Annotated in this window: 21 protein-coding genes; 15 read left to right on the top strand and 6 right to left on the bottom strand. The window is 68.0% G+C overall.

Annotated elements, in window-relative coordinates; translation table 11 throughout:
- Positions 1-8: 8 nt before the first annotated feature.
- From C0R07_RS02930 to C0R07_RS02915, 4 genes are all read left to right on the top strand, one after another.
- Positions 9-2,045, top strand: coding sequence for a methyl-accepting chemotaxis protein (locus C0R07_RS02930; RefSeq protein WP_019185136.1), 2,037 nt, complete (start codon positions 9-11; stop codon positions 2,043-2,045).
- A gap of 94 nt (positions 2,046-2,139) precedes the next feature.
- Positions 2,140-8,898, top strand: coding sequence for an Hpt domain-containing protein (locus C0R07_RS02925; RefSeq protein ID WP_102788148.1), 6,759 nt, complete (start codon positions 2,140-2,142; stop codon positions 8,896-8,898).
- Positions 8,885-10,171 carry a chemotaxis protein CheB gene (locus C0R07_RS02920; protein ID WP_428991884.1) on the top strand — a complete coding sequence of 429 codons (1,287 nt, stop codon included), beginning with the start codon at positions 8,885-8,887 and terminating at the stop codon, positions 10,169-10,171. Before C0R07_RS02925 ends, C0R07_RS02920 begins: the two co-directional genes overlap by 14 nt.
- Before the next feature lie 30 nt (positions 10,172-10,201).
- On the top strand, positions 10,202-10,675 hold the full coding sequence (locus C0R07_RS02915; protein WP_019185133.1) for a chemotaxis protein CheW: 474 nt from the start codon (positions 10,202-10,204) through the stop codon (positions 10,673-10,675).
- A gap of 94 nt (positions 10,676-10,769) precedes the next feature.
- Here the strand turns inward: C0R07_RS02915 and C0R07_RS02910 are convergent, their stop codons facing one another.
- Positions 10,770-11,504 (bottom strand): 16S rRNA (uracil(1498)-N(3))-methyltransferase, encoded by a 735-nt coding sequence (locus C0R07_RS02910; RefSeq protein WP_102788146.1) that lies wholly within the window; start codon positions 11,502-11,504, stop codon positions 10,770-10,772.
- A complete protein-coding gene (gene bioA, locus C0R07_RS02905; RefSeq protein WP_046272683.1) occupies positions 11,495-12,886 on the bottom strand; it encodes an adenosylmethionine--8-amino-7-oxononanoate transaminase in 1,392 nt (463 codons plus the stop codon). Before bioA ends, C0R07_RS02910 begins: the two co-directional genes overlap by 10 nt.
- A 50-nt stretch (positions 12,887-12,936) precedes the next feature.
- Here bioA and nudE point away from each other — a divergent pair, with 50 nt between their 5' ends.
- From nudE to gcvH, 8 genes are all read left to right on the top strand, one after another.
- Complete coding sequence (gene nudE / locus C0R07_RS02900) at positions 12,937-13,485, top strand: ADP compounds hydrolase NudE (protein WP_070425745.1); 549 nt, start codon at positions 12,937-12,939, stop codon at positions 13,483-13,485.
- A complete protein-coding gene (gene cysQ, locus C0R07_RS02895) occupies positions 13,482-14,285 on the top strand; it encodes a 3'(2'),5'-bisphosphate nucleotidase CysQ (RefSeq protein ID WP_102788145.1) in 804 nt (267 codons plus the stop codon). Before nudE ends, cysQ begins: the two co-directional genes overlap by 4 nt.
- A gap of 16 nt (positions 14,286-14,301) precedes the next feature.
- The gene (gene mazG, locus C0R07_RS02890; protein WP_102788262.1) at positions 14,302-15,114 is read left to right on the top strand and encodes a nucleoside triphosphate pyrophosphohydrolase; all 813 of its coding nucleotides are present in this window, start codon (positions 14,302-14,304) and stop codon (positions 15,112-15,114) included.
- Positions 15,111-15,434, top strand: coding sequence for a YnfA family protein (locus C0R07_RS02885; protein ID WP_102788144.1), 324 nt, complete (start codon positions 15,111-15,113; stop codon positions 15,432-15,434). Before mazG ends, C0R07_RS02885 begins: the two co-directional genes overlap by 4 nt.
- Before the next feature lie 93 nt (positions 15,435-15,527).
- Entirely contained in the window at positions 15,528-16,490 is a 963-nt protein-coding gene (locus C0R07_RS02880) for an SPFH domain-containing protein (protein WP_046272684.1), read from the top strand.
- Between the two features lies 1 nt (position 16,491).
- The gene (locus C0R07_RS02875; protein WP_070471316.1) at positions 16,492-16,923 is read left to right on the top strand and encodes an NfeD family protein; all 432 of its coding nucleotides are present in this window, start codon (positions 16,492-16,494) and stop codon (positions 16,921-16,923) included.
- Positions 16,924-17,009: 86 nt separating this feature from the next.
- The gene (gene gcvT / locus C0R07_RS02870) at positions 17,010-18,122 is read left to right on the top strand and encodes a glycine cleavage system aminomethyltransferase GcvT (protein ID WP_019185124.1); all 1,113 of its coding nucleotides are present in this window, start codon (positions 17,010-17,012) and stop codon (positions 18,120-18,122) included.
- 97 nt (positions 18,123-18,219) lie between these two features.
- The gene (gene gcvH / locus C0R07_RS02865; protein WP_070471319.1) at positions 18,220-18,615 is read left to right on the top strand and encodes a glycine cleavage system protein GcvH; all 396 of its coding nucleotides are present in this window, start codon (positions 18,220-18,222) and stop codon (positions 18,613-18,615) included.
- A gap of 655 nt (positions 18,616-19,270) precedes the next feature.
- On the opposite strand, the gene C0R07_RS02860 is transcribed toward gcvH, so the two are convergent.
- Positions 19,271-19,462, bottom strand: coding sequence for a hypothetical protein (locus C0R07_RS02860; RefSeq protein ID WP_020424295.1), 192 nt, complete (start codon positions 19,460-19,462; stop codon positions 19,271-19,273).
- Between the two features lie 90 nt (positions 19,463-19,552).
- Here C0R07_RS02860 and C0R07_RS20275 point away from each other — a divergent pair, with 90 nt between their 5' ends.
- The gene (locus C0R07_RS20275) at positions 19,553-20,131 is read left to right on the top strand and encodes a histone (RefSeq protein WP_102788143.1); all 579 of its coding nucleotides are present in this window, start codon (positions 19,553-19,555) and stop codon (positions 20,129-20,131) included.
- A 139-nt stretch (positions 20,132-20,270) separates the two neighbouring features.
- Here the strand turns inward: C0R07_RS20275 and C0R07_RS02850 are convergent, their stop codons facing one another.
- Together C0R07_RS02850 and C0R07_RS02845 are read right to left on the bottom strand one after the other, a co-directional pair.
- A complete protein-coding gene (locus tag C0R07_RS02850) occupies positions 20,271-21,665 on the bottom strand; it encodes a serine hydrolase domain-containing protein (protein ID WP_070471323.1) in 1,395 nt (464 codons plus the stop codon).
- Positions 21,666-21,830: 165 nt separating this feature from the next.
- The gene (locus C0R07_RS02845) at positions 21,831-23,420 is read right to left on the bottom strand and encodes a GMC family oxidoreductase (RefSeq protein WP_102788142.1); all 1,590 of its coding nucleotides are present in this window, start codon (positions 23,418-23,420) and stop codon (positions 21,831-21,833) included.
- Positions 23,421-23,620: 200 nt separating this feature from the next.
- Here C0R07_RS02845 and C0R07_RS02840 point away from each other — a divergent pair, with 200 nt between their 5' ends.
- Together C0R07_RS02840 and C0R07_RS02835 are read left to right on the top strand one after the other, a co-directional pair.
- Entirely contained in the window at positions 23,621-24,955 is a 1,335-nt protein-coding gene (locus C0R07_RS02840) for an NTP/NDP exchange transporter (protein WP_070471327.1), read from the top strand.
- A 31-nt stretch (positions 24,956-24,986) separates the two neighbouring features.
- Positions 24,987-25,343 carry a DUF1304 domain-containing protein gene (locus C0R07_RS02835; protein ID WP_102788141.1) on the top strand — a complete coding sequence of 119 codons (357 nt, stop codon included), beginning with the start codon at positions 24,987-24,989 and terminating at the stop codon, positions 25,341-25,343.
- A gap of 85 nt (positions 25,344-25,428) precedes the next feature.
- On the opposite strand, the gene C0R07_RS02830 is transcribed toward C0R07_RS02835, so the two are convergent.
- Entirely contained in the window at positions 25,429-25,899 is a 471-nt protein-coding gene (locus C0R07_RS02830) for a hotdog fold domain-containing protein (protein ID WP_102788140.1), read from the bottom strand.
- Positions 25,900-25,939 lie beyond the last annotated feature (40 nt).

Genomic DNA, 25,939 nt, shown 5'->3' with positions numbered 1-25,939 from the left:
GTTGAACGATGAGTACTGCTTCGGAATCCGCCAAGGCCGGCAAGTTCGGTTCGGTGGGCACCAATTTCTGGCTCGGCCTGCTGGCCGTGTCGATGATCGTGTTCGGCGTCAACACCGGCGTGGCGACCTGGCAGGGCAGTCGCCTGGCCAGTGCCAGTACCGATGCCGCCAACCTGCAGGTGCTCTCGCAGCAGCTGGCCAACCAGGGCCGTGAAGCGGTGTCGGGCAACGCCCAGGCGTTCACCGCGTTCAAGCTGACCAAGAGCGACATCGAAAGCACCGTCAGTGGCCTGAAGGGTCGCTACGGGACCGAAACCAATGTCGCCGGGCCGCTGAACACGCTGATCCAGACCTGGGAGCCGCTCGGCAAGAGCGCCGGCCAGCTGGTCGCCAGCGAACCGGCCGTGCTGGCCCTGGCTGGCAATGCCAACAACTTCGTCAACGGCGTGCCCGCACTGCAGGCGCAGCTGAACGAAGTGGTCCGCGCGATGTCGGCCAGCGGTGCGCCGTCCTCGCAGGTCTACAACGCGCTGCAGCAGGTGGTGGTGGTCGGCTCGATGGCCCGCCGGGTGACGGAAATGCGCGCCGGCGGCGCCAATGCCGCAGCCGCCGGCGATGCGCTCGCCCGCGACTCGGTCGTGTTCACCCAGGTGCTCGACGCACTGCGCAATGGCAACGAGGAACTGGGCATCGCCGCGGTCCGCAACGGCCCGGCACTGGCCGCGCTGGAGCAGTCGCAGAAGCAGTGGGACACCATGAAGCAGGACGCCGACGCGATCCTGGCCAGCTCCCGCCAGCTGTTCGCCGCGCAGTCGTCGGCCGCTGCCCTGACCGGCGGTTCGGCGGACATGCTGCGCGACAGCAAGAAGCTGTTCGAAGCGTTCTCCTCGTTCGGCTCGCTGCGCGATACCCGCCTGTTCCCGAACTTCTGGCTGGGCGTGGCCTCCGGCGCGTTCTCGCTGATCGCCATCGTCGGGTTCGTCGGCAGCACCGTGCGCAGCCGCTCGCGCGAGCAGGAACTGCGTTACCAGACCCAGGTGGAATACAACAGCCGCAACCAGCAGGCCATCATGCGGCTGCTGGATGAAATCAGCTCGCTGGGTGAAGGCGACCTGACGGTGAAGGCCTCGGTGACCGAGGACATGACCGGCGCCATCGCCGACGCCATCAACTACGCCGTGGATGAGCTGCGCCATCTGGTGACCACGATCAACGACACTTCGGCCAAGGTCGCCGTGTCGACCCAGGAAACCCAGGCCACTGCGATGCAGCTGGCCGAAGCAGCCGGCCACCAGGCCAACCAGATCACCTCCGCCTCGGACCGGATCGGCGAAATCGCATCGAGCATCGAGCAGGTGTCGCGCAACTCGGCCGAGTCTGCCGACGTGGCGCAGCGCTCGGTGATCATCGCCGCCGAAGGTGCCGGTGTGGTGCGCGAGACGATCCAGGGCATGGACCAGATCCGCGACCAGATCCAGGAAACCTCCAAGCGCATCAAGCGACTGGGTGAGTCCTCGCAGGAAATCGGCTCGATCGTGGAACTGATCAACGACATTTCCGAGCAGACCAACATCCTGGCGTTGAACGCGGCCGTGCAGGCCGCTTCGGCCGGTGAGGCCGGTCGCGGTTTCGCCGTGGTGGCCGACGAAGTGCAGCGCCTGGCAGAGCGAACGTCCGGTGCGACCCGACGGATCGAGAATCTGGTCCAGGCCATTCAGGCCGATACCAACGAAGCGGTCAGTTCGATGGAGCAGACCACCGCCGAAGTGGTCTCCGGCGCGCGCCTGGCCGAAGACGCCGGTACCGCGCTGACCGAAATCGAGCGCGTCTCCAACGCACTGAACAACCTCATCAAGAACATCTCGATCGCTGCCCAGCAGCAGTCGGCCGCGGCATCGGACATCACCCGCACCATGGGCGTGATCCGTCAGATTACCGGCCAGACCTCGCAGGGCGCGGGACAGACCGCCGAGTCGATCGGCCACCTGGCACAGCTGGCGGCCGACCTGCGCCGCTCGGTTGCCGACTTCAAGCTGCCGGCGTGAGCCACGGGCAGGGCGGAGAGGGAAGGAACAAGCAGATGATGCATCGCGAGAAATCACCGCACGCCATGTGCGCCGAGCTGCCGGGAGACCTGGCATGAGCACGCTGCGCGATGCCATGAGCCATGCTGCGCTGGGCTGGGTCAAGCCGGAGCTGGACGAGACCCTGCGCCAGGTGCGCAACGAGGTCGAGTACTACGTGGAAGACCCTGCCGACGGCAGCCGGATGCGCTTCTGCGCCGGCTACCTGCACCAGGTGCAGGGCACCCTGCGCATGGTCGAGCTGTACGCCCCGGCGATGGTGGCCGAGGAGCTGGAACAGCTGGCCAACGCGATCGGCGCCGACGACGTACCCGACCGCGATGAAGCCTGCGCCACGCTGATGCGTGGCAGCGTGCTGCTGCCCGATTACCTGGAGCGCCTGCAGAACGGTCACCGCGACATCCCGATCGTGCTGCTGCCGCTGCTCAACGACATCCGCTCCGCTCGCGCGGCACCGGGCATCAATGAAAGCGTGCTGTTCGCCTTCGCACCGGACAGCGCGAGCGCCACCGAGGCCGAGCTGGACCACGCGCGTGGCAGCCTGAGCGGCCGCAACCGCGAGCTGCTCGATACGGTCGGCAACGCGGTCAAGGAAGAGCTGCTGCGGATCAAGGACGCGCTGGACCTGCACCTGCGTACCGGCGGCGAGCCGGTGCAATTGCAGACCCAGGTCAACGAGCTGGGCGCGGTCGCCGATACGCTGGGCATGATGGGCCTGGGCGTGGCCCGTGGCGTGGTCGTGCAGCAGCGCGATGCGCTGCGCGAGGTGGTCGAGGGCGTGCAGCAGATCGATGAAACGCTGTTGCTGGATATCGCCGGCGCGCTGCTGTACGTGGATGCCTCGCTGGACGACCAGGTCGCCCATCTGGGCGCCGGCGGCAGTGGCGAGGACGATCCCAGCGCGGTGGAGAACCGCCGCACGGTGGAAGTGCTGGCCCATGAAGCCATTGCCAATTTTGCTGCCGCGCGTGAGCATTTCGTCGCCTTCATCGAAACCAACTGGAATCACCAGCAGCTGCAGGAAGTGCCGCGCCTGCTCGGCGAGGTGGCCGGCGCGCTGCGCATGCTCGATCTGTCGGCCCCGGCCGACTACCTGCAGGGCGTGCGCCAGTACATCGCGGTGGAACTGCTCGGCAAGCAGCGCGTGCCCAGTGGGCGCCAGCTGGATACCCTGGCCGATGCCATGGCCAGCCTGGAGTACTACCTGGAAGCCCTGCGCGAACGCCGGCCGGGCCGCGACGACATCCTGGACATCACCCGCAGCAGCCTGGAAACGCTGCGTTACTGGCCGCTGCCGGATACGAACCAGCCAACCGCCGACACCGGCCCGGAATCGCTGCCGGTCGCGCCCGAACCCATCGAACTGACACCGTGGGACGCGCCGGCCCCCGAGCCGATCGAGCTCGCGGTGACCGCCGAGGTACCGCGCCCGGCCAACCTGCCGCCGCCGCTGCCGGACTTCACCTTCGATCCGCCGCCGGCGGCAGCCGCGCCCGTGACACCGCCGCCGGTGGCGCTGGTGTTCGATGCCTCCACCGCGCCGGTCAGTGCCGATGCGCCGCAGTGGACGCTGGGCCAGCAGGACGACGCCGATGAAGGGCTGACGTTTGCCCATCTCGACCCGGTCATTGCCGACCTGCCGCCCGGCGCTGCGTGGGGGGTGGCCTCGCTGCCGCCCGCGCTGCAGGCCGATCGCATGGGCGACGACGTCGCCGACGCCCCGCTGGAGATGCCGGCCTTCGTTGCCACCGGCGCCGGGTTCGATCCGGTGGCTGCCGAGCATGAGCTGCTGGCGCTGAGCGACGAGCCGATCGAATTCACCTTCGATGACGGCCTGCGCAACGCCGATGACGTGCTCTCGCTGCAGGTCGATGACGCTGACATCGATACTGACACTGGCACTGGCACTGGCACTGGCACTGACATCGATACCGATACCGATACTGATATCGACAGCGACAGCGACAGCGACAGCGACAGCATTGATGCAGGGGCCGCGGCTTCGTCCAGCGTCACGCCGGGCGAGGTGGATGTGGAAGCGCTGCCGACGTTCCTGCAGGAGATTCCCGTCGCATCGGCGCAGGACAGCGCCGCGCCGCCGCTCGACCCGTTCGCCGACGATGTCGACACGGCCGCCGAGGCCGCAGCCGATGCAGCGCAGCCGAACGCCACGGTGCGCGATGCGGTGATCGGCCGTATCGAGCTGGACGATGCCGCTACCCGCTTCCTGGCCGAGCTGGATGCCGCCGCGGCGCAGTTCCGCCCGGAAGGCGCCGACGCCGAGACCGTGCCGACGGCCGCCGCAGCGGGGAGCCCGACGGTGGTCGCGTCCGCCGATGACATCAGCATCGAGGCGGGCTTCGAAGACGATGGCGAGAACATCGACCAGGACATCCGCGAGGTGTTCATCGAAGAGTTCGACGAAGAGCTGGTAAACCTGGGCAACCTTCTCCCGGCTTGGCGCGCCGCGCCGGACAACCTGGACAGGCTGCGCCCGATCCGTCGCGTGTTCCATACCCTCAAGGGCAGTGGCCGGCTGGTGGGTGCGCGCACCCTGGGCGAGTTCAGCTGGAAGATCGAGGGCATGCTCAACCGCGTGCTCGATGGCAGCCGCCCGGCCTCGCCGGCCGTGGTTGCGCTGGTCGGCCAGGCCTACGACGCGCTGCCGCAGCTCAATGCGGCACTGCGCGATGGCAGCCGTGTCACCGCCGATCTGCAGGCCATGCAGGCCATCGCCGATCGCGTGGCCGCGGGCGAAGAGACCTTCCACGTGCCGCTGCAGCGTGCGGTGAGCACCGCGGTGTCGACGGTCATGGAGACCGTTGCGGCCGAGGCTGTGCCGGTGATCGAGAGTACGCCGGCCAACATCGACAGCGTGCTGCGCGAGATCCTGGAAGCCGAGGTCGAGGTGCACCAGGCGACGCTGCAGGCGTGGCTGGATTCCGCTGCCGATGCCCCGCAGCCGGTGACCGACGGCCTGCTGCGCGCCGTGCACACGATGAACGGTGCTTTCGCCATGACCGATGTGCCGGAGATCACGGCCGTCACCGGCGCGGCGGAGAGTTACCTCAAGCGTTCGCTTGCGGCCGATGCGCTGCCGGCTGCGGCAGGCATGGACGCGCTCGCCGAGACCTGCGCCGCCATCACCACCACCATGGCGGCCCTGCAGGACGAGGCCCCGCGGGTGCCCGTGCAGACCGCCTTGGCGGCCCGTCTGGTCGCCCTGGCCGATACGTTGCCCGAAGCGCGCTGGCCGGCGCTGGCGGAGGACGATCTGGACCTGGTGCACGACGAACTGCCCGTCCAGGCGACTGACGCCGCCGGCACGGACGCATTGGACGAAGCGACCGACGCCGGCGAAACAGCTGAAGCGTATGCCGCCGAGCCTGGGCAGTTCGCCCCGGTCGCCGATGCGCGGACGGATGCGGTCGAAGTGATTGGCGATGAGGTTGAGGACGACGCCGCACCGGTGTTGGCGCGCGCCGATGACACCACCGGCATCGACGAGCTGGAGGCCGAGATCGACGCCGATGGCCTGAGCGTGATCGAGTCCAGTCACGCGGTCGCGCCGGCCAACGACGATGATGCGCTCATCGCCATGGAGCTGACCGGCACGGACGACCTGTCCGCCTACTTCGACGCGGAGCTGCCCGACAGCGCGCATGCCGCCGATGCGCAGGCAGCATCCGATGCGGTGGCCGAGGACACCGATCCGGCCGCTATGCATGCGGGCCTGGAATCGGCCGAATTGACCTCGGCCGAGGATCTCTCGCGCTACTTCGATCAGCTCGCCGAGCCGACCGCCCCGGCAAGCCAGGACGACGCCGAGGCTGAAACCAGGGCCGACGCTGACGCCCAGGCCGACACTCAGGCCGACACTCAGGCCGACACCCAGGCCGACACTCAGGCCGATCCGGCAGCGGCGCGCCCGGTCGGCCCCGACGGTCCGGCTGCCGACACCTCTGCCGATGCTCCTGCGCCGGGCAGCGTCTACGCGGCCTCCGTGGATGACGCGGCCAACGACAACTGGAGCGATGGCGAGCAGGACAGCGAGCAGCACGGCGAGCAGGTCGGCGAGCAGAGCAGCGACGAAGACAGCGACGAAGACAGCGACGAGGACGCGCAGGCACTGGCCGACGTCCTGCCACCGCCGCCGGCCTTTGGCGAGGTGGTGGACGCGCAGCAGGCGATGGACGACGGCCTGACCGTTGTCGATGCGCCGGATGCGCTGGACACCCGGGTGCTGGGTCTGGACGCCACCGACGAGAACACGGGTGAAGCCGACGCGTTCGCCGACGTGAGCGAGACCACGGCGCCGGATACTTCGGCCGACGCGGCCACCCCGGCCCGCTTCTTCGAACTCGAAGACGCGCCTGCGGCCAGCCTCACCAACGATCCGGAACCCGCCGACGTCCTCGCGGCGGCGTCGGCCGACAGCGACGACCTCGGGCCGGGCGATGCACTCGACTTCACCCAGCTCGACCAGGAGCTGGTCGATATCTTCGTGGAGGAGGGCAAGGACCTGCTTGACCACTGCGATGGTCTGATCAGCGAGCTGCGCGCTGCGCCCCAGGACCGCGACGTGATCGCTGGCCTGCAGCGCGATCTGCACACCCTGAAGGGTGGCGCGCGCATGGCCGGGATCAATCCCATCGGCGACCTGGGCCACGGCATCGAGTCGCTGCTGGAAGCCGTGGCGGCCAACCGCACCGATATCGACCGCAGCGACGTGCACCTGCTGGAGCGTGGGTTCGATCGCCTGCACCAGCTGCTGACCCGTACCGGGCAGCACCGCACCGTGGCCATGCCCGACGACCTGATCGCCGCCTTCGAGCAGCGCACCCAGGGCCGCATCGCGCCGGCGCCGGCCGACACCGCCAACGATGCGCTGCCCTCCGGCGATGCCAGGGTCGAGGCGGCGATCGCCGCGCTTGTCGCAGCGCCGCTCTCGGCACCCGTCCCGCTGGAAACCGTCAGCGAAGAGGATGGCCTGCCGCGGCCGCAGCAGGAACAGGTGCGCGTGCGCGCCGATCTGCTCGACCGCCTGGTCAACCACGCCGGTGAAGTGGCGATCTACCGTTCGCGGCTGGAACAGCAGCTCGGGGCCTTCCGCGGCGCCATGGGCGAACTGGACCGCACCAATGCCCGTCTGCGCGACCAGCTGCGCCGGCTGGACCTGGAAACCGAAGCGCAGATCGTGGCCCGTTACCAGCGCGAACAGGACCAGGCCCACCACACGTTCGATCCGCTGGAACTGGACCGCTTCTCCACGCTGCAGCAGCTCAGCCGCGCGCTGAACGAATCGGCCGCCGATCTGGGCGGCCTGCAGGGCGTGCTGGACGATCTGTCGCGCCAGTACGACGTGCTGCTCCAGCAGCAGTCCCGGGTCAGCTCGGAACTGCAGGACGGCTTGATGCGCGCGCGCATGGTGCCCTTCGATGGGCTCGTGCCGCGTCTGCGCCGGGTGGTTCGCCAGGCCGGACAGGACACCGGCAAGCAGGTTCACGTCACCCTGGAAGGGACCCACGGCGAACTGGACCGCAACGTGCTCGACCGCATGGTCGCGCCGCTGGAACACATGCTGCGCAACTCGGTGGCGCACGGTCTGGAAACCCCGGAACAGCGCCGTGCCGCCGGCAAGCCGGAAGAGGGCGAGATCGCCATCCGCCTGCGCCGTGAAGGCTCGGAAATCGTGCTGGAAGTGGTCGACGACGGCGTCGGCCTGGATCGCGGGGCGATCCGTCGCCGTGCCGAACAGCGTGGCCTGATCGCCGCCGATGCGGTACTGGGCGATGCCGAACTGGACGCGATGATCTTCTCGCCCGGCTTCAGCACCGCCGACCAGGTCAGCCAGCTGGCCGGCCGTGGCGTGGGCATGGACGTGGTCCACAACGAAGTGCGCCAGCTCGGCGGCTCGGTAGACATCCACTCGGTCAGCGGCCAGGGCGTGACCTTCACCCTGCGCCTGCCGCAGACGCTGGCGGTCACCCAGGCGGTGTTCGTACAGATCGGCGAGACCACCTTCGCGGTGCCGGTGGCCTCGGTCAGCGGTATCGGCCGGATCTCGCGCGAGCGTTTCGAAACCGCCAACGGCGGCTACCACTACGGTGGCGAGGAATTCGCGCTGCACGATCTGGGCACCCTGATCGGCCAGGCCCAGGCCCGTGCCGAAGGCCAGGCCCAGGTGCCGCTGCTGCTGGTCCGCGCCGGTGACCTGCGCGTGGCCGTGGCGATCGACCAGGTGCTGGGCAACCGCGAAATCGTGGTCAAGCCGGTCGGCCTGCAGATCGCCTCGGTACCGGGCATCTACGGTGCGACGATCACCGGCGATGGCCGCGTGGTCGTCATCCTGGACGTCGCGCCACTGGTGCGTCGTTACCTGGCCAATCCGCACAAGCCGATCACCGCCACCGCCAAGGTCAGCGACCGCGATGTGCCGCTGGTGATGGTGGTCGACGATTCACTGACCATGCGCAAGGTCACCGGCCGCATCCTGGAGCGCCACAACTTCGAGGTCACGGTTGCCCGTGACGGCATCGAAGCACTGGAGCGGCTGGACGAGCGCGTGCCCGACCTGATGCTGCTGGATATCGAGATGCCGCGCATGGACGGCTACGAGCTGGCCAGTGTCATGCGCGCCGACCCACGCTACCAGCGCGTGCCGATCGTGATGATCACCTCGCGCAGCGGCGACAAGCACCGTCAGCGCGCCTTTGAACTCGGTGTCCAGCGCTACCTGGGCAAGCCGTACCAGGAGCTGGATCTGATGCGCAACGTGTATGACCTGCTGGGGATCGCCCGTGCACGCGAGTGATGTCCACGCCCTGTTGTCGGTGGCGCTGCTGGCCCGGTCCGGGCCGGCGCGTGAGCGGCTGCGCGAGGCGCTCGACCATGCCGGCGCCCGCGTGGTGCTGGAGGACGACCCCAACACGCTCGAGCTGCAGGCCCTGCGTGATGCCGACCCCGGCGCGGTGCTGATCGCGCTGGAGCCGGCGATCGAAGACGCACTGGAACGGCTGGAGCCGGTGCTGGGCTCGCCGTCACTGACCCTGATCTTCGACGAGGCCGAGCTGGCCGCGCGCCGCGATGGCTGGGAAGCGCAGCGCTGGGCGCGGCATCTGGTGGCCAAGCTGCACGGTCACCAGGACGTGCTGCCGCCGGGCTCGGAACAGGACCAGCAACTGCAGCCCGAACCGGGCCTGCCGGTTACCCCGGCGCAGTTGCATGCCGATGCGCCGCTGGAGTTCCACCTGCGCGAAGCGGAGGATGCGGCGTCCGACGTGCCTGCCGATGGCCTGTACCAGGTGCCGGCGGAGCTGAGCGAGCCGGTGTCGCTGGAAGAGGCACTGGCCGCGCTGGAGGTGGACGATGCGGCGAGCAGTGCGCCGGTGGACCCGATCGCCGCGATCGGGGACCACAGCCGCTGGTCGCTGGTCGAAGATGACGCCGTGGTCACTGGCTCACCATCGAGCACCCACACGGGCTCGGCGCCGGAGCGCTTCGACATCGAACGTCTGTCGCTGGTCGAGCTTGAGCCCGAGCCGGGAGCCGCCGGTGGCTGCACGGGTGCGGTGCTGGTCCTGGCCGGGATCGGCGGGCCGGATGCGTTGCGCCGCCTGCTGGCCGCGCTGCCCGAATCGCTGAGCACCGCGGTGCTGGTGCATATGCGCCTGGACGGAGGCCGCTACGGCAATCTGGTCAAGCAGATGGCACGGGTGTCCGCCCTGCCGGTGCTGCTGGCCGAAGACGCCCAGCCGGTGGAAGCCGGGCAGGCCTACATCCTGCCTGATGACATCGGCATCGTCGTGCGCCAGGGCACGCTGCATTTCATCGCCGAGCCCACCGGCATCCAGATCGCGGCACTGCCGGCCTTGCACAGCGGCGTGGTCCTGCTCAGCGGCGCCGATGCCGCCCAGGTGGACGCCGTGCTCGCCCTGGCGGCCGCCGGGGCCTGGGTGGGCGGTCAGATCGGGGAGGGCTGCTACGACCCGACGGCGGCCAGTGCCGTGGTCGCTGCCGGCCAGCAGGCCGGTGAACCGCCGCAGCTGGCCGCCACCATCGCCGAACGCTGGGGCGTGGACGCGTAAGCGCGCCGACGCACCCTTGAAGGAATCTCCATGAGCTACGCCAGCAACGACGAAATCCGCGGTGTCCTGATCCAGGCCGGGCACGAACGCGTGCTGCTGCCCAATGCCACCGTCGCCGAAATGATGTCCAAGGTGCCGGTCGAAACCGTGCCCGACGCACCGGCCTGGCTGGTCGGGCAGATCGCCTGGCACGGCTGGGACGTGCCGCTGCTGTCCTTTGCCCGGTTGTCCGGGCAGGGCGACGAGCCGGTGGTGACCAACAACAAGGTGGTCGTGCTCAAGGCACTGGGCGGCAATCCGCGCCGCCCGTACTTCGCCCTGCTGACCCAGACGTTCCCGCAGCTGATCGCGGTGCCGCGCGACGGCCTGCTCGCCGACGCGTCCGAAGAAACCCTGCCGCAGGGCGTACACATGCGCGTGCTGCTGGGTGAGCAGAGTGCGCTGCTGCCGGACCTGGACGCCCTGGAAGCGGCGCTGGACGAATCTTTCCCGGTCGCGGGGTGAAGTGTCCCCGCGCCTGTCGGCGTGCCCCCTGGACTCAAGGGCGCAATCGCTCCCGATGAATCAAGGGGGCTGAGGCGTCAGGCAAGCGCGATCGTCAGCCCAGATCGCCCAGGCGTGCCTGCACCGCCGCAATCGCCGCCAGCCCTGCGGTCTCGGTACGCAGCACGCGCGGGCCCAACTGCAATCCCTGGAAGCCCGCCGCGGCCAGCGCCTGGCGGTCGCGCGGCGACCAGCCGCCTTCCGGGCCGATCGCGATCACCACGCCGTCCGGTGCGGCCGAGAGTGTCGACAGACGATGCTCGCCCTGTGGATCCAGGGTCAGCTTCAACGCCTCGGCCGGCATCGCGTTGGCGGCGTCCTGCAGCGATCGCGGCGCGACCACGCTTGGCACGCGCGCGCGGCCGGATTGGCCACAGGCCGAGACCACCACGCTGTGCCAGTGCGCCAGGCGCTTCTCGGCGCGGGCCGCGTCAAGCTTCACTTCCGTGCGCTCGGCATTGACCGGCACGAAGGCCTGCACGCCCAGTTCGGTGGCCTTCTGCAGGATCAGGTCCATCTTCTCGCCACGGGCGATGCCCTGCAGCAGGGTGATGTGCAACGGCGATTCGTTGTCCAGCGCGGTGGCGGCCTCGATGCGCACCTGCGCATCGCGCTTGCCCACCACCACCAGGGTCGCGCTGTAGTCCTGGCCATCACCGTTGAACAGCACGCAGCCATCGCCTTCGCGCAGGCGCATCACGCGGACCAGATGGTTGGCCGCATCCTCGGGCAGCGACAGGGTCTGGCCGACAGTCAGCGGATGATCGATGTAGCTCCGGGTCACGCGCATGCGACGGCCTCGTCGATGGCAGCCAGGGTGGTCAGTGCAAGCAGATCCAGATGGTCGTCCTCCACGCAGTACGGCGGCATCCAATACAGCACATTGCCCAGTGGGCGCAGCACCACGCCGCGCTTGAGCGCGGCCTTGTAGGCGTGCAGCCCGATTCTGGCCTCGGCCGGGAACGGCGTACGCTTGTCGCCGTTGCGGGTCAGTTCGAATGCCACCACCATCCCGGCCTGGCGCACATCGGCGACATGCGCGTGGTCGGCGAACGGTGCGGCCAGGGTGCGCATCACTTCAGCGGTGCTGCGGTTGCGGGCGATCACGTCCTCGCCGGCGAAGATGTCCAGCGTCGCCAGCGCAGCGGCGCAGGCCAGTGGATTGCCGGTGTAACTGTGCGAATGCAGGAACGCGCGCTCGCGCGAATCGTCGAGGAAGGCGTCGTACAGCGCCTGCGTGGCCAGCACCGCCGAGAGCGGCAGGAAGCCGCCGGTCAGGCCCTTGGACAGGCACAGCAGGTCGGGCATCACCCCGGCCTGTTCGCAGGCGAACATCGTGCCGGTGCGGCCGAAACCGGTGGCGATTTCATCGGCGATCAGGAACGCACCGTTGGCATCGCACAACGCACGCGCACGCTGCAGATAGACCGGGTCATGCATGCGCATGCCGCCGGCGCACTGCAGGCGCGGCTCCAAGATCACCGCGCAGATCTCGCCCGGGTGCTGGTCGAACAGCGTGGCCAGCGCATCGGCCGCCTGGTGCGCACGCTGCGCCGCACTCTGGCCGGGTTCGGCCAGGTAGGCGTCGGGCGAGGGCGCGAACAGTGCCTCGGTCAGCAGCGGCGCGTATACCCGCCGGTACAGCGGGATGTCGCCGACCGACAGCGCACCCAGGGTTTCGCCGTGGTAGCCGTTCTCCAATGCCACGAAGCGGGTGCGGTGGTTCTCCCCGCGGTTGCGGAAATAGTGGAAGGCCATCTTCAGCGCCACTTCCACCCCGGCCGAACCGTTGTCGGCATAGAACACCTTGGCCAGCGGATCACGCCCGGCCTGGCGTGGCGCGATCGCCAGCAGGCGCTCGGCCAGCCGCACCGCCGGCGCATGGCTGAAGCCGGCCAGCATCACCTGTTCCAGCTGCGTGGCCTGCTGGGCGATGGCCGCGCCGATGCGCGGCTGCGCATGGCCGAACAGATTGGTCCACCAACTGCTCACCGCATCCAGATAACGATGGCCGTCGTGGTCGATCAACCACGGGCCTTCGCCACGGGCGATCGGCAGCAGGGGCAGGGTGTCGGGGTGCTCGCGCATCTGCGTGCACGGGTGCCACAGCACGGCCAGATCGCGTTGCCGCCACTGATCGGCCAGCGTGAGGGGGGCTGGGTCTGCTAGCATTTCGGGCTCATGAACACGTTTTCACCAGTACCCATTCTAGAGATGCTCGCATGAGCCGTCGCCTGCCCATCATCCACCAGATCACGGACGAGGAAAGCGGGCCGTTCCAGCGCCAGCATCTGGATCTGGAATTCTCCAATGGCGAACGCCGCCGCTTCGAACGGCTGGTGACCCGCGGCCATGGCGCCGTGGTGGTGGTGCCGATGCTCGACGACGAGACCGTGCTGCTGGTGCGTGAATACGCCGCCGGCATGCATCGCTACGAGCTGGGCCTGGTGAAAGGGCGCATCGATGCCGGCGAGACGCCCGAACAGGCGGCCGACCGCGAATTGAAGGAAGAGGCCGGTTACGGTGCCCGTCGGGTCGATGTGCTGCGCGCAATGACGCTGGCGCCGACCTACATGAGCCACCAGTCGTGGCTGGTGGTGGCGCGCGATCTGTACCCCGAGCGCCTGGCCGGCGACGAGCCGGAGGAACTGGACGTCGTGCCGTGGAAGCTGGCCGACCTGGACCAGTTGATGCTGCGCGAGGACTTCTCCGAGGGCCGATCGCTGGCGGCGCTGTTCATCGCGCGCGAGTGGCTGGGACGGAAGGAATGATCAAACTCACGACGGATCTGCGCGAAACCGTCATCGCCATCGCCCAGGACGCGGCCGCCGCCATCATGGCCGTCTACGCCACCCCGTTCGATGTGGAGATCAAGTCCGACCACAGTCCGGTCACCGCCGCCGATCTCGGCGCCAACCAGGTGATCGAGCGCGGGCTGGCGCAGCTGACCCCGGACCTGCCGATCCTGTCTGAAGAATCGGCGCAGGTACCGTGGGAGGTCCGCCAGCACTGGGGGGCGTACTGGCTGGTCGATCCGCTCGACGGCACCCGCGAATTCGTCAAGCGCAACGACGAGTTCAGCGTCAACATCGCGCTGATCTACCAGGGCGCACCCGCCTTCGGCGTGGTGCTGGCCCCGGCCACCGGCCAGGTCTGGCACGCCATGCGCGGCGAGCTGGCCTATCGCCGCGACGGCATGCGCGATTCGGTACTGCGCACCCGCACGCCGGCCTCGGCGCCGCTGCGGGTCGCCGCCAGCCGCTCGCATCGCAGCGAGCAGACCCAGGCGCTGCTGGACCGCATGGGCGATATCGAGGTGCTCGCACAGGGCTCCTCGCTCAAATTCTGCCGGCTGGCCGAGGGCACGCTGGACGTCTACCCGCGTCTGGGCCCGACGTCCGAATGGGACACCGCCGCCGGTCAGTGCGTACTGCATGCCGCCGGTGGCGCGGTGCTCTCGGCCGAGACCGGCAAGCCGTTCCGCTACAACCGCCGCGAGACCCTCTTGAACGGTGACTTCATCGCGCTGGGCGATACCCGCCTGCCGTGGCGCGAGTGGCTGTCCGCCTGACCTGATTGGAGCAATGATGCCTGCCACCCCCGAACTGGACCGCCTGCTGGGCATCATGGCGCACCTGCGCGACCCGCAGCAGGGCTGCCCCTGGGACCTGCAGCAGGATTTCGCCAGCATCGCCCCGTACACCATCGAGGAAGCCTACGAGGTCGCCGATGCGATCGACCGGGGTGACCTGGATGACCTGAAGGATGAACTCGGCGACCTGCTGCTCCAGGTGGTCTTCCATGCGCAGATGGCGCAGGAGCAGGGCGCATTCGGGTTTGCCGACGTCGCCCGCGCGATCAGCGACAAGATGGAGCGTCGCCATCCGCATGTGTTCGCCCAGGTCCAGGTGAACGGCGCGGAGGACGTCAACAGCAACTGGGAGGCGATCAAACGCGCCGAGCGCGCCGCCAAGGGCCACACCGATACCTCGGCGCTGGCCGGGATCTCGCGCGGCCTGCCGGAATGGCAGCGGGCGGTGAAGCTGCAGGCGCGTGCGGCGCGGGTCGGTTTCGACTGGCCGGGCCCGGCGCCGGTGATGGATAAAGTACGCGAGGAACTGGACGAGGTCGCCGCTGAATTCGCGCGCGGCCCGGTCGAGGAAAACCACGCGCGCCTGCAGGAAGAACTCGGCGACCTGCTGTTCGTCTGCGCCAATCTGGCCCGCCACGCCAAGGTCGATGTCGGCGCCGCACTGCGCCAGGCCAACCAGAAGTTCGAGCGCCGCTTCCGCGCGATGGAAGCCCAGGCCCACGCGGCCGGGCAGACCATGGCCGCGCTCGATCTGGACGCGCAGGAAGCCCTCTGGCAGCAGGCCAAGGCGGACGAGCCCAAGCCGTGAAAACGCTGCTGCTGTTCGTGCTGACCGCCGTGGCCGAGATTGTCGGGTGTTACCTGCCCTGGCTGTGGCTGCGCAGGGAGGGCAGCGCGTGGCTACTGCCGCCGGCCGCTGCCAGCCTGGCAGTGTTCGCCTGGCTGCTGACCCTGCACCCGGCCGCCAGCGGCCGTGTCTATGCGGCCTATGGCGGGGTCTACATCGGCACCGCGCTGATGTGGTTGTGGCTGGTGGACGGCATCCGCCCCAGCCGCTGGGACCTGCTGGGCGTCGGCCTGTGCCTGGCCGGGATGATGGTGATCATGTTCGCCCCGCGCAGCGCCTGATCCTGACCTGCGGCGCGTCAGGCACCCCGATGCCGGCGTGAAGGCAGCGTGGCTATACTCGGTGCTACGAATCCGGGGAAAGGGAGTGACCTGATGTTTCCGACCATGCTGTTCTCGCTGGTGCTGGCCTTCGTGGCCGTTGTCATCCTGTTCAAGGCCGTGCGCATGGTGCCGCAGGGCTACGAATGGACCGTGGAGCGCTTCGGCCGCTACACCCACACCATGTCGCCGGGCCTGCATTTCCTGATCCCGATCGTCTACGGCGTGGGGCGCAAGGTGAACATGATGGAGCAGGTGCTGGATGTGCCCAGCCAGGAAGTGATCACCAAGGACAACGCTGCCGTGCGCGTGGATGGCGTGGTGTTTTTCCAGGTGCTCGATGCCGCCAAGGCCGCCTACGAGGTCGCCAACCTGGAGGTGGCGATGATCGCCCTGGTGCAGACCAACATCCGTACCGTGATCGGCTCGATGGACCTGGATGAATCGCTCAGCCAGCGCGAAGTGATCAACGCCCAGCTGCTGAGCGTGGTCGACCATGCCACCAACCCGTGGGGCGTGAAGGTCAACCGCATCGAAATCCGCGACATCCAGCCGCCGCGCGACCTGCTTGATGCGATGGCGCGGCAGATGAAGGCCGAACGCGAGAAGCGCGCGCAGATCCTGGAAGCCGAGGGTTCGCGCCAGTCCGAGATCCTGCGCGCCGAGGGCGAAAAGCAGGCCACGGTGCTCGAGGCCGAGGGACGCAAGGAGGCCGCCTTCCGCGATGCCGAAGCGCGCGAACGCCTGGCCGAGGCCGAAGCCAAGGCCACCACGATGGTGTCCGAGGCGATCGCCCAGGGCGACGTGCAGGCGATCAACTACTTCATCGCGCAGAAGTACGTGGAAGCCTTCAAGGAACTGGCGACCTCGCCGAACCAGAAGCTGGTGCTGATGCCGATGGAGGCAAGCGGGGTGATCGGCTCGATCGCCGGCGTCGCCGAGCTGGCACGCGAAGCGTTCGCCAAGCAGGAAGAGAAGAAAGCCACGCGCGGCGTCCCGCCGCGGATCGGAGGCTGACATGCGCTGGGAAGTGGTGGCCTGGGGCGCGCTGGCACTGGTGCTGTTCGCCGCCGAGGCGCTCGCGCCCGGTGCCTTCATGTTGTGGATCGGGATCGGTGCGGCTGCGGTGTTCGTGCTGGTGGCGGTGTTCGCCGAGATCCCGCTGCTGTGGCAGGTGGTCGCGTTCGTGGTGCTCAGCGTGGTCTCGATCCAGTGCTACCGCCGCTGGGGCCGGTCGCACGATCGCCGGAGCGACCAGCCGCTGTTGAACCGCCGCGCCGAACAGCTGATCGGGCGGGTGGTCGTGCTCGACCAGGCCATCATCGCCGGCAAGGGCCGGGCCAAGGTGGACGATGCCTTCTGGGTTGTCGCAGGTCCCGACCTGCCCGCCGGCAGCCCGGTACGGGTGGTGGCGGTGGAAGGGATGACGCTGAAGGTGCAGCAGGCCTGATCCGCGGTTTTCCCGCACCGCCGCAGGCGTTGTGAAGACGGTTCTGGGATAATGGATGTCTTGCCTTCATTCCCCCGGAACCGGTCATGACCCAGAAGACGCTTCTCAACGATACCCACCGCGCACTCGGCGCCAAGATGGTCGATTTCGGTGGCTGGGACATGCCCATTCATTACGGTTCGCAGCTGGACGAGCACCATCTGGTGCGCAGCGACGCCGGCATGTTCGACGTCAGCCACATGACCGTGGTCGACCTGCGCGGTGACCAGGTCAAGCCGTTCCTGCGCACGCTGCTGGCCAACTCGGTGGACAAGCTCAAGGCCACCGGCAAGGCACTGTACTCGTGCATGCTCAATGCCCGCGGCGGCGTGATCGACGACCTGATCGTCTACTACATGGCCGACGATTTCTTCCGCATGGTGGTCAACGCCTCCACCCGCGAAAAGGACCTGGCCTGGATCCGCCAGCAGGCCGCGGCATTCAACGTGGAGGTCATCGAGCGCGAAGACCTGGCCATCATCGCGGTGCAGGGGCCGACCGCGCGCGAGCGCGTGATCAGCCTGCTCGGCGAGGGCGACCGCGCCGCGCTGGAGAAGCTGGGCCGTTTCGCCGCGCTGGAAACCACCACCGCCGATGGCACCGCGCTGTTCGTGGCCCGCACCGGGTACACCGGTGAGGATGGTTTCGAGATCCTGTTGCCGCAGAGCGCCGTGGTCGCCTTCTGGAATGCCCTGAGCGCCGCCGGCGTGCGTCCGGCTGGCCTGGGTGCGCGCGACACGCTGCGCCTGGAAGCCGGCATGAACCTCTACGGCCAGGACATGGACGAAGAGATCACCCCGTACGAAGCCGGCCTGGCCTGGACCGTGGCGCTGGACGAAGGTCGCGACTTCATCGGTCGCGACGTGCTCGAAGCGCAGAAGGCGGCCGGCAACGCCCGCCAGCTGATCGGCCTGGTGATGGACGAGAAGGGTGTACTGCGCCACGGCCAGGTGGTACTCACCGCCGGCGGCGAGGGCGAGATCCTGTCCGGCACCTTCTCGCCGACCCTGGGCAAGGGCATCGCGTTCGCCCGCGTGCCGGGCGGCGAACTGGGCGAGGTCCGCGTGGATATCCGCGGCAAGCAGGTTCCGGTGCGCGTGGTGAAGTTCCCGTTCGTGCGCGAAGGCCAGCCCCAGCCCGGTGTGCTGATCGACGGCTGATGCCGTGCTTTACCCGGTGCGGATGCCTCCGCATCCGCGCCGGTTGGTTACACTACCCCCGTTTCTTGACCCCCCTGATATTCCTCGGAGCAGTCCCATGAGCGAGATCCCCGGCGACCTCAAATTCCTCAAGTCCCACGAGTGGGCGCGCGTTGAAGGCAATGGCCGCGTCACCGTCGGTATTTCCGACCACGCCCAGGGCCTGCTCGGCGACCTGGTCTACGTTGAACTGCCGGAGGTTGGCCAGGAGGTCAAGGCCGGCGAGCAGGCTGCCGTGGTCGAGTCGGTCAAGGCCGCCTCGGACGTGTACAGCCCGATCACCGGCACGGTGGTCGAGGTCAATTCGGCCCTGAGCGACAAGCCGGAAACCATCAACGAAGACGCCTACGGCGAGGGCTGGATCTATGTCGTCGAAGTGGCCGGCCTGGAAGAAGTCAACGACCTGCTGGGTCCGGACGACTACGCCGAGCTGCTGGAAAACGACGATCACTGATCGTCGCCGCCGCTGAAGAACGGCCGCCTGGTGCGGCCGTTTTTTTTGCCCGTTCGCCGGGCGCGCGCGAACGGCGTTAGCAGTACGTGAGGATTGCAGTGCGCGCGCGGCGGCACGCGATCGCGACCACGGGCTCATGACGATCGGTTCGGTGCCGATGCATGCCGGTGATCTGGTCCGCGCCGCGCACCCGATCGCGCACCGATATGGCATCGATATGGCATCGATATGGACGCGCACGGACGCTCGAAGTCGATCATCGCGGACGGACGCGCCGGTGCCAGGGCGGTCAAAAGTTTGCGCAGTTGCGCGAATCGGGTCGAAAAAAGTGCGCGCAGATGTGAAAAGTTTTCCGGTCTGTTTAAGGGGCGCACGGGGAGGGTGGCGAGGTGCGTGGTCGAGCAGGCTGCACGCGCGGGCACGCAATGGCATGCACCGCGATGTTGCGATGTCGCGACACGAAAGTGCTTCTTTTAAGTGATTTTCTTTTCAGTGCTGTCAGCGTGTGCGGGCGCAGGGCGTTCGCGCCGGCGGCGGCAGCGTGCGTTCGGCAGGTCGCAGGCGGGCGCAGCGAGGGGGGGCGAGGCAAGGCGCCGGTGTGAAAATTTTTCGCCGGGGTTGTTGACAGTCAAAAAAAGCGTGATTAGGTTTCGCCTCAGCAGACCTTGCCTGCGAACAGAGTGAGCAGAATCGACATCAAGTCGCGAAGCACAACCTGGACATCCACCTCGCGTCCCATGACGGTGGAGATGGCTTCGCTTCCCCCGGCGAACCGCAAGTTCCTTTCCTCTTCGATACCTGCCTGGCCACATGCGGCGGGTGTCACCGTATCCGTCACGACGCGCATGACGCGACGGCGGTCCCCGCAACGCAGCAACGGCGGGTTTGCTTTACCTGGGCGTTTCCACTCCATAGATCACTGACGAGGAGCCATCCCATGGCAACCAAGAAAGCTGCGAAGAAAAAGCCGGCCGCCAAAAAGGCAGCCAAGAAGGTCGCTAAGAAGGCCACTGCCAAGAAGGCCGTCAAGAAGGTAGCCAAGAAAGCTGCTGCCAAGAAGACGGTGAAGAAGGCGGCCAAGAAGGCGACCGCCCGCAAGGCAGCCGTGAAGAAGACGGCGAAGAAGGCCGTGAAGAAGACGGCAAAGAAGGCTGCGACCAAGAAGACCGCGAAGAAGGCAGTGAAGAAGACGGCGAAGAAGGCCGCCAAGAAGACTGCAAAGAAGGCAGCCACCAAGAAGACCGCGAAAAAGGCGGTAAAGAAGACGGCCAAGAAGGCGACCCGCAAGGTAGCCAAGAAAGCCGCTCCGAAGAAGGCTGCCAAGAAGACCGCCAAGAAGGCCACCCGCAAGGTAGCCAAGAAGGCCACCGCCAAGAAGGCAACTGCCCGCAAGGCTCCGGCCAAGAAGGCATCGGCGAAGAAGGCGGTGAAGAGGGTTGCAAAGCGCAAGCCGGCCGTTCGCAAGAAGAAGGCCGCACCGGTCGCTCTGCCGGCAACCCCGGCACCGCTGATCTGAGTTTTTCCCGATAGCCGTACCTGAGACTCCTTCCCTGGCAGCCCAGCGGGGAAGGAGTTTTTTTTATGGGCAAGGCAAACAGAAACCATGAAAAAGGCGGCCATCCGGCCGCCTTTTTCGATGCCACTGTGCGCGCGGATCAGCGCGGGGAGGCGACGGCGCGGTTTGACGAGACGCCCTTGCGCTTGCCCTGCGTGGCGGCGTCTTCGGCCATGAGGTTGTCGCTGCCGAAATCGGTGTCCACGTCCAGCCAGCGCTGGGTCGGCAGGCCCATCGCCTGGTCGAGCACGGTCGGCAGCAGGCCGCTGGGCAGGCTGCTCTCGCCGTTCCACATGATGGCGATGCCGAGGTCACGTTCCGGCACGAGGGCGACCAGGCCGCGATAGCCCTGGACGGCACCGGCATGGAAGATCACTTCGTGGCCGGCGTAATCGAAGGTGCGCCAGCCGAGGGCGTAGCCAGCCGAGTTGAGGCGCTCGCGGCGCCAGCCCGAGCGCATTTCGCCGGGGGTGCTGATCAGGCTGGCGTGCAGCGTGGCCAGCAAGGGGGCCGGCAGCACGTCAGGGCGGTGGCCGGTGTGGGCCAGCAACCACTGCGCCATGTCGCTGGCACTGGCGTTGACGCCGGCGGCCGGAGCAAGGCGGTAATACGTCGGCTTGGGCGTGAGCGCGACCCAGCCGTTGCGGCTGCGCACGTGCGGGCGGGCCCAGCGCGAGCTGGCCTGGATGCCGGCCAGGCCGAGGCTGGCATCGTCCATGCCGAGCGGCTTGAACAGGCGGCGCTCGACGGACTGTTCGTAGAAGCTGCCGGAGGCGGCGTAGACGACATCGCCGATCAGGCTGAAGGCCACGTTCTGGTACGCATAGCAGTCGCCGGGCAGGCACTTGAGCGAGGTGGCGGCCAGCTTGTGGGTGAGGGTGTAGTACTCGGCGTTGGCTTCAACGTCGCGGTCGTAGGCGTTGTAGGGCAGGCCGACGCGATGGCTGAGCAGATCGGCCACGGTCAGGCGCTCGGTCGCCTCGGGCGTGCTGAGCTGGAAGCCGGGCACGTAGTCGGTGACCTTGCTGTCCCAGCGCAGCGTGCCGTCGTTGACCAGCAGTCCGGCCATCGTGCCGGCGAAGGCCTTGGACAGCGAGGCAAGGCGGAACACGGTGTGGGCATCGACCTGCTGCGGGTTGTTGACGTCGGTGACGCCGTAGCCGCGCGCGCTCAGCACGCGGCCGCCCTGGACGATGGCCACGGCCATCCCGGGCACGCGCTCGCCGTAGGTGAGCTGCTGCGCCATCGATTCGATCGAAGCGACGTTGAAGCCCGGCGCGGGCGGCTGCACCTTCAGGCCGGCCGGGGTCGTGCGGTACGCTGCAGGCTGGGTGTGCGGTGCCGCGGTCGGCGCCGACTCCTCGATGTTGACCGGCAACGCGGCGGGCGAGGCGACAGGGGTCTGCGCGGTGGAAGACATGGCGATGGGCATCAACATGCCCAACAACCCGGTTGCCGCCGAACGGATCGGTCGGCGCCTGTTGTTCTGGTTCATCGTATGGGTGCCCGTGCGCGACTGCTGTGACCGATTCTAGCGTCGCTTTTCGTGATTGCACAAACGAATCGAAGATGAATGCGTATCGCATTGAAAACGTGCGGGTTTTACCGATCCCGGTCCCGGTCGGTCGCGGGCACGGGAGGGCGGCCAGCGCACCCCTGTTCAGCCTGCCGCGGCGGTCCGGATCCAGTGGGCGGCCCGCTCGGCGATCATCATCGTCGGCGCGTTGGTATTGCCGCTGATCAGGGTGGGCATCACCGAAGCGTCCACTACCCGCAGCCGCCGGGTGCCGTGCACGCGCAGGGTCGGGTCGACCACGGCCTGGGCATGCTGCCCCATCGCGCAGCTGCCGACCGGGTGATAGAGGGTCTCGGCCTTGGCCCGGATGAACGCCTCGAGCGCGGTGTCATCTAGATTGCTGTGCGACGGAAACACGGGCGTGCCGCGCCAACGGTCGAAGGCGGGCTGGGCCAGGATCGTGCGCGCCAGGCGCGCGCATTCGAGCATCATCTTCAGGTCATGGCCACCCGTATCGCCCAGGTAGTTGGCATGGATGCGGGGCGCTGAGCGTGCGTCGGCGTCGCGCAGCCGCAAGCGGCCGCGGCTGCGGGGGTGCAGCGGGCATGCATGCAGGGTGTAGCCGTCGCCGGGAAGGCGGTGGCGGCCGTGGTTGTCGAGCATTGCCGGGACGAAATGGAACTGCACGTCGGCGCGGGCATCGGTGGCCAGCGATGAGCGCACGAAACCACCGGCCTCGGCCAGGTTGCTGGTGCCGGCGCCGCGATGGCCACGCAGGAAGTAGTCGATGGCGATGCGCAGTTCGCTGCTGCGGTCGTAGCTGACGCCTGGGCCGGTGTGCACGACGGTGCAGATGTCCAGGTGGTCCTGCAGGTTGCGGCCGACCCCGGGCAGGTCCACGCGCGGCGTGATGCCGTGGCAGCGCAACGTGTCCGCCTCGCCGATGCCGGACAGCATCAGCAGGTGCGGGGAATGGATGGCGCCGGCGCTGAGGATCACCTCGGTACCGGCGCGTGCATGCAGGTGCTGCCCGCCACGCCGATAGTGCACGCCGGTGGCGGTGGTGCCGTCGAAGCTCAGCGCGACGGCGTGGGCACCGGTCAGCACCGTCAGGTTGCGCCGGTGGCGCGCCGGGCGCAGGTAGGCGTCCGCGCTCGAGCAGCGCGCGCCTTCGCGCTGGGTGACCTGGTACAGCCCCACACCGAGCTGCTGGTGGCCATTGAAGTCGGGGTTATGGGCGTGGCCGGCCTGCTGCGCGGCTGCGATGAAGGCAGCCGAGAGAGGGTTGTGGTGGCGCAGGTCGGACACCGACAGCGGACCGGCATCGCCGTGCAGCGCGCTGGCACCGCGGCTGTTGCGCTCGCCCTGCACGAACCAGGGCAGCACCTGCTCCCAGCCCCAGCCGGTGGCACCGGCGGCCTCCCAGCCATCGTAGTCGGCTGGTACGCCACGCACGTAGCACATCGCATTGATCGAGCTGGAGCCGCCCAGCACCTTGCCGCGTGGCCACCACAGGCGACGGCCGCCGAGCGCGGGCTCGGGCTCGGTGTCCAGGTTCCAGTTGATGCGGCGGTTGTTGACCAGCCGCGCCAACCCGGCCGGCATGTGGATGAACGGGTTGGTGTCGCGCGGGCCGGCTTCCAGCAGCAGCACCCGGCAGGCAGGGTCTACGCTGAGCCGGTTGGCCAGCACGCAGCCGGCCGAGCCGGCACCAATGACGATGTAGTCGTACATGCCGCTCCTGGACGGGGTGCCCGCCGAGCATAAGGCAGGTTGCCCCGCGCAGGGGCTGCAGCATCGGCCACGCAGCGTTGCGCAGGTGGCCGCGCCCAACGCTGGCGATGTTGCGGTGCATCGTTTACCTTGCGCGCTTCCCTGCCCGGAGTTTCCACGATGCCGCCGTTGTCACGCCGCCCAAGCCGGGAGTGGGTGCGATGAGTGCTGTCGCAACAGCACCGGTGCAATCGGGCCTGCGCGGGGCGCTGCGCCAGTCGCCGCCCCTGATCTGGGCGTGCCTGTACTTCTTCTGCCTGCTGAGCGGCTACTACGTACTGCGCCCGGTGCGCGAGGCAATGGCTGCCTCGGCCGACGCCAAGGCGGTGTTCCCGCCCGTGCTGATCGACTGGTTCAGCGCGCATGGCATTGCGGTGCAGGACTTCGTGCTGCAGTTTCTGTTCACCGGGGTGTTCTTCATCATGCTGGTGTTGCAGCCGCTGTACGGCGCGCTGGTCAGCCGCTATGCGCGGCGGGTATTCCTGCCCGCGGTGTATGTCTTCTTCATCATCTCCCTGCTGGGTTTCTACCTGCTGTTCGACAGTGGCGTGCCTGGGCGCGGCATGGCGTTCTTCTTCTGGGCCGCCGTGTTCAACCTCTTTGCGGTGGCGGTGTTCTGGAGCTTCATGGCGGACGTGTTCTCCAACGCCCAGGCACGCGAGGTATACGGCTACATCGGCGCGGCAGGCACGCTCGGTGCGTTCCTGGGACCGATCATCACGGCGGCGCTGGTGGAGCGGGTGGGTATTGCCAACCTGATGCTGGTCTCGGCCGGCTTTCTGAGTGCCTGCCTGGTCTGCATCTGGCGGCTGCGGTTGTGGGCGGTGGCACGGGAGCAGGAGCAGAAGTTGGTGTCGGGTGAAACCCCGATGGGCGGCAGCGTGCTCGACGGCCTGAAGCTGATCGTGCGTGAGCCGCTGTTGCGCTGGCTGGCTGTGCTGGTGCTGTTCGGCGTGGGCGTGGGCACGATGCTCTACAACGAGCAGGCCTCGATCGTGCGCCGCCTGTATCCCGACGCCGCGGCCAGCACGGCCTTCTTCTCGCGGGTGGACCTGGCGGTGAACACGCTGACCCTGATCGTGCAGCTCGGCTTCACCCGCTGGTTGCTGTCGCGGTACGGCATCGCCCCGGCGCTGCTGATCCCGGGTGTCGCCATCATCATCGGGTTTTCGATACTGGCCGCATCGCCGCTGCCGCTGATGGTGGCGATGGTGCAGGTGATGACCCGCGCCAGCGAATTCTCGCTGGCCAAGCCCGCGCGCGAGACCATCTACACCCGTGTGGACCGCCAGTGGCGCTACAAGGCCGGCGCGGCGATCGACACCGTGGTCTACCGTGGCGGCGACCTGACGTTCGCCTGGGTGCACAAGGGGCTGTCCCTGTTCGGTTCGCACATTGTCTTCGTCGGTGGGCTGGTGGTGGCCGGGGCGATGACGATTGCCGCGCTGGGCCTGCTGCGCGAAGAAAAGAAGCTGCCCGGCGAGCGACCGGAGTAAGCTCTCCGGAGTCTTCCAGGAACCTTGGCCCATGTATTGGATCGCGCTGTCATTGACCTTGCTGGTCGCCCTGCTGCACGTGTACTTCCTGGTCCTGGAAATGTTCCTGTGGACCCGGCCGCTGGGCCTGAAGACCTTCCGCAACACGCCGGAGAAGGCCGAGACCACGCGCGTGCTGGCGGCCAACCAGGGCCTGTACAACGGCTTCCTCGCTGCCGGCCTGTTGTGGGGGCTGTTCGACCACCTGCCGATGCTGGTGAACTTCATGCTCGGCTGCGTGATCGTGGCCGGCTGCTACGGCGCCTACAGCGTCAACAAGCGGATCTTCTTCATCCAGGCCGTGCCGGCGATCCTGGCCGTGGCCGCGTGGTGGAGTGTTCCCGCCTGATCTGCGGCAGCCACGCACGGCGTGGCGCTACCCTGCGACAGACGGATCGAACGTAGAGCCACCCCGTGGGTGGCTGCGCCAATGCTCATCGCCTGACCGGCGACACCCACATCGCGATCCGCGCCTGGAACACCACCGTGCCGGCGTCATCGCGAACCTGCACCCTCACCGGGAGCGCGTAACCCGCCTCGGCCGCCACGATCGGCTGCTCCGGGGTGGCGATGGCGTGCTGGGTGCCGGTCGCCTTGGCGAGGTACTGCACCTCCATGCCCTTCGGGATCCAGCGCATGCCCTTGGGCAGCGAAGCGTCCACCATCAGCCCCGCAGTGAGTTCGGCCAGGTTGCACAGCGCGATCGCATGCACCGTGCCGAGGTGGTTGGTGACCTTGCGCCGGTGCGCGATGCGCCCTTCGCAGCGGCCCGGCTCGAGCGCGGTGATGCGCGGGGCGATGCTGGCGAAGTAGGGCGCCTTGAAGCACACCGCGCGCGAGAACAGCCAGCCGCCGGCGGGCCAGCGCTGCATGCGGCGGTAAAGCGTGAGCAGGGGAGCGGACATCGGGAGTCTCCTAAAAAAACGGCGGACCGAAGTCCGCCGT

The sequence above is a fragment of the Stenotrophomonas bentonitica genome (assembly GCF_002887735.1).
Lineage (GTDB): Bacteria > Pseudomonadota > Gammaproteobacteria > Xanthomonadales > Xanthomonadaceae > Stenotrophomonas > Stenotrophomonas bentonitica_A.
This window is presented reverse-complemented; position numbering and strand designations above follow the sequence as displayed.